The sequence below is a fragment of the Streptomyces sp. NPDC001770 genome, from assembly GCF_053596135.1.
In genome coordinates this window covers 1-1454 of sequence record NZ_JBSFFN010000107.1, presented here as the reverse complement: position 1 = coordinate 1454, position 1454 = coordinate 1, and the positions used below count along the sequence as shown (strand labels likewise).

The window sequence follows — 1454 nt, the reverse complement described above, 5'->3', positions numbered from 1 at the left end:
ACTGATGGTTTCAGAATGAGGTCGCAAGGCGGCGAAGGCGTGTGGGGTGCCGGCCGGATGAGGCGAGGCTCCGTCCGGTCTGCCCCATGCAGTTCTGTGTCGCGGCCTGCCCCACGACGGCCGGCAGCCGTGCAGGCTCGCCCGGTCGGCCTGCACAGTTGCATAGTGTGCTCATGGATCGATTCGTGGGTCAGGGCCGCCTCGAATGGTGGGCTAATCAGTCGATTTGCCTTGAGATGTACGACATCGACATTACTGTCACTGTCGACGCGGTCGGCAAGTGGCGGGCGACCGGTCGGCATGCCAACGCCCTTGATACGACCCAACGCGAGGGCTGGGACTTCCTCATGGAGATGGATCCCCACTTCTCCATTGCGTTTCCAGATGAGGACTGCGGCGGGATCACGGTGCGAGTCGTCGAGGCCGAGGATGAAACCCTCACGCTCGTGGAGGCACCGGACTGGGACGGCTCCGTGAGCGTCACCTTCGACCTCACCTGAGTTCAGCTCGCAGGGGCAGGAACCCGACTTCGCCACCCTGTCACCAACTTCGATGCGCCACCCCTTACTGATCTTTCAGAATGAAGTTCGGAGGCGGCGCAGGCATATGAGGCTGCAGGCCAGTTCGAGCAGGCCCTGGTGGAGATCGGCGCGGCGCTCGTAGCGCGTTCGGAGCCGTTTGAACTGGTGCAACCAGGCGAAGGCGCGCTCGACCACCCAGCGCACCTTGCCCAGTCCGGAGCCGTGAGCGACGCCGCGTCGGGCGATCATCGGCTTGATGCCGCGCTTCCGCAGCAGGCGGCGGTACTTGTCGTAGTCGTAGCCCCGGTCGGCATACAGACGCCGGGGTTTGCGGCGGGGACGCCCCCGCAGACCCCGGATCGACGGAACGGCGTCGAGCAGGGGCAGGAGCTGGGTGACGTCGTGCCGGTTGCCACCGGTGAGAGTGACGGCGAGCGGGGTTCCGTTACGGTCGACGATCAGGTGGTGCTTCGAGCCAGAGCGGGCCCGATCGACGGGTGAGGGGCCGACGCGGTCCCCCCTTTTAGCGCCCGGACGTGCGATCCGTCCACGGAGCAGTCGTCCAGATCCAGCAGGCTGGCGCGACGAAGCTCGATCAACAGGGCGGTGTGCAGGCGCGGCCAGACGCCGGCCTCGGTCCAGTCCCGTAGTCGGCGCCAGGCCGTCACCCCGGAACAGCCCACCGCCTCCGCAGGAACGTCACGCCACGCGACACCGGTCCGCAGCACGTACATGACGCCGGCGAGCGCCACGCGATCGGGAACACGCAGCCGCCCTGGGTGGCGATGGCGCCGTTCGGGGGCGGGCGGCAGCAACGGGGCCACCCGCTCCCACAGGTCGTCAGGAACAAGATCAGCACGCACGCCGGACACCCTGCCGACCAAGATCGTCGAGCGCAAGACCCACGGCTCAACTCATTCTGAAACGATCAGT

Annotated in this window: 2 protein-coding genes; one reads left to right on the top strand and one right to left on the bottom strand. The window is 66.8% G+C overall.

Translation table 11 applies throughout. The features are described 5' to 3' along the window. The first annotated feature begins 173 nt into the window (after positions 1-173). Positions 174-500: a hypothetical protein gene (locus tag ACWCSV_RS34555; RefSeq protein ID WP_451149225.1), complete on the top strand. Its 327-nt coding sequence runs from the start codon at positions 174-176 to the stop codon at positions 498-500. Positions 501-575: 75 nt separating this feature from the next. On the opposite strand, the gene ACWCSV_RS34550 is transcribed toward ACWCSV_RS34555, so the two are convergent. Continuing rightward, positions 576-1384, bottom strand: a protein-coding gene (locus tag ACWCSV_RS34550; protein WP_451149227.1) for an IS5 family transposase whose coding sequence is annotated in 2 segments (ribosomal slippage) — positions 576-1045 and positions 1045-1384 — 810 coding nt in all. Because the reading frame shifts where the segments join, the coding sequence is not laid out codon by codon here. Positions 1385-1454 lie beyond the last annotated feature (70 nt).